This window comes from Streptomyces sp. NPDC060184, assembly GCF_042728795.1.
Classification (GTDB): Bacteria; Actinomycetota; Actinomycetes; order Streptomycetales; family Streptomycetaceae; genus Streptomyces.
In genome coordinates, this window is record NZ_JBHWYX010000097.1 from 1 (window position 1) to 2,881 (window position 2,881).

1 rRNA gene is annotated in these 2,881 nt (G+C 53.0%); it reads right to left on the reverse strand.

Annotation, left to right across the window (positions count from 1 at the left end):
• Positions 1 to 2,843 (reverse strand): 23S ribosomal RNA (locus ACFWEE_RS32590); the annotation flags it as partial.
• Positions 2,844 to 2,881: the final 38 nt, after the last annotated feature.

The following is a 2,881-nucleotide window of genomic DNA, read 5'->3' on the forward strand; positions in this document are numbered from 1 at the left end:
CAGGGATCTTACTTCCTTGCGGAATGGGAAATCTCATCTTGAGGGGGGCTTCATGCTTAGATGCTTTCAGCACTTATCCCGTCCGCACATAGCTACCCAGCGATGCCTTTGGCAAGACAACTGGTACACCAGCGGTGCGTCCATCCCGGTCCTCTCGTACTAAGGACAGCTCCTCTCAAATTTCCTGCGCCCACGACGGATAGGGACCGAACTGTCTCACGACGTTCTGAACCCAGCTCGCGTACCGCTTTAATGGGCGAACAGCCCAACCCTTGGGACCGACTACAGCCCCAGGATGCGATGAGCCGACATCGAGGTGCCAAACCTCCCCGTCGATGTGGACTCTTGGGGGAGATAAGCCTGTTATCCCCGGGGTAGCTTTTATCCGTTGAGCGATGGCCCTTCCATGCGGAACCACCGGATCACTAAGCCCGACTTTCGTCCCTGCTCGACTTGTAGGTCTCGCAGTCAAGCTCCCTTGTGCCTTTACACTCTGCGAATGATTTCCAACCATTCTGAGGGAACCTTTGGGCGCCTCCGTTACCTTTTAGGAGGCGACCGCCCCAGTCAAACTGCCCACCTGACACTGTCTCCCGGCCCGATAAGGGGCGCGGGTTAGAATTTCAATACAGCCAGGGTAGTATCCCACCGACGCCTCCACCGAAGCTGGCGCTCCGGCTTCAAAGGCTCCTACCTATCCTGTACAAGCTGTACCAAAATTCAATATCAGGCTGCAGTAAAGCTCCACGGGGTCTTTCCGTCCTGTCGCGGGTAACCTGCATCTTCACAGGTACTATAATTTCACCGAGTCTCTCGTTGAGACAGTGCCCAGATCGTTGCGCCTTTCGTGCGGGTCGGAACTTACCCGACAAGGAATTTCGCTACCTTAGGACCGTTATAGTTACGGCCGCCGTTTACTGGGGCTTCAATTCGCACCTTCGCTTACGCTAAGCGCTCCTCTTAACCTTCCAGCACCGGGCAGGCGTCAGCCCCTATACTTCGCCTTACGGCTTCGCAGAGACCTGTGTTTTTGCTAAACAGTCGCCTGGGCCTATTCACTGCGGCTCTCTCGGGCTTGCACCCTAACAGAGCACCCCTTCTCCCGAAGTTACGGGGTCATTTTGCCGAGTTCCTTAACGAGAGTTCTCTCGCTCACCTTAGGATTCTCTCCTCGCCTACCTGTGTCGGTTTGCGGTACGGGCACCTTTCACCTCGCTAGAGGCTTTTCTTGGCAGTGTGGAATCAGGAACTTCGGTACTATATTTCCCTCGCCATCACAGCTCAGCCTTATGGGAAACGGATTTGCCTATTTCCCAGCCTAACTGCTTGGACGCGGATATCCAATACCGCGCTTACCCTATCCTCCTGCGTCCCCCCATCGTTCAAACGGTGAAGAGGTGGTACAGGAATATCAACCTGTTGTCCATCGCCTACGCCTTTCGGCCTCGGCTTAGGTCCCGACTAACCCTGAGCGGACGAGCCTTCCTCAGGAAACCTTAGGCATTCGGTGGAAGGGATTCTCACCCTTCTTTCGCTACTCATACCGGCATTCTCACTTCTAAGCGCTCCACCAGTCCTTCCGGTCTGGCTTCACAGCCCTTAGAACGCTCTCCTACCACTGTTCGAAGAACAGTCCGCAGCTTCGGTGATACGTTTAGCCCCGGTACATTTTCGGCGCAGAGTCACTCGACCAGTGAGCTATTACGCACTCTTTAAATGGTGGCTGCTTCTAAGCCAACATCCTGGTTGTCTAAGCAACTCCACATCCTTTTCCACTTAACGTATACTTTGGGACCTTAGCTGGTGGTCTGGGCTGTTTCCCTTTTGACTACGGATCTTATCACTCGCAGTCTGACTCCTAAGGATAAGTCATTGGCATTCGGAGTTTGACTGAATTCGGTAACCCGTTGGGGGCCCCTAGTCCAATCAGTGCTCTACCTCCAAGACTCTTACCTTAAGGCTAGCCCTAAAGCTATTTCGGAGAGAACCAGCTATCTCCAGGTTCGATTGGAATTTCTCCGCTACCCACACCTCATCCCCGCACTTTTCAACGTGCGTGGGTTCGGGCCTCCATTCAGTGTTACCTGAACTTCACCCTGGACATGGGTAGATCACCTGGTTTCGGGTCTACGACCACGTACTAAACGCCCTATTCAGACTCGCTTTCGCTGCGGCTCCGCCTCTTCAGCTTAACCTCGCACGGGATCGTAACTCGCCGGTTCATTCTACAAAAGGCACGCCATCACCCGTTAACGGGCTCTGACTACTTGTAGGCACACGGTTTCAGGATCTCTTTCACTCCCCTTCCGGGGTGCTTTTCACCTTTCCCTCACGGTACTGGTTCACTATCGGTCACTAGGGAGTATTTAGCCTTGGGAGATGGTCCTCCCGGATTCCGACGGAATTTCACGTGTTCCGCCGTACTCAGGATCCACTCAGGAGAGAACGAAGTTTTGACTACAGGGTTGTTACCTTCTATGACGGACCTTTCCAGATCGCTTCATCTACCTCGTTCCTTTGTAACTCCGTATAGAATGTCCTACAACCCCAAGAGGCAAGCCTCTTGGTTTGGGCTATGTTCCGTTTCGCTCGCCGCTACTCAGGAAATCGCATTTGCTTTCTCTTCCTCCGGGTACTTAGATGTTTCAGTTCCCCGGGTCTGCCTTCTCATATCCTATGAATTCAGATAAGGATACCACTCCATTACGAGTGGTGGGTTTCCCCATTCGGAAATCTCCGGATCAAAGCTTACTTACAGCTCCCCGAAGCATATCGGTGTTAGTCCCGTCCTTCATCGGCTCCTAGTGCCAAGGCATCCACCGTGCGCCCTTTCTAACTTAACCAAACTAAAAATTAAAAAATATGAGCTACACTGTTATCT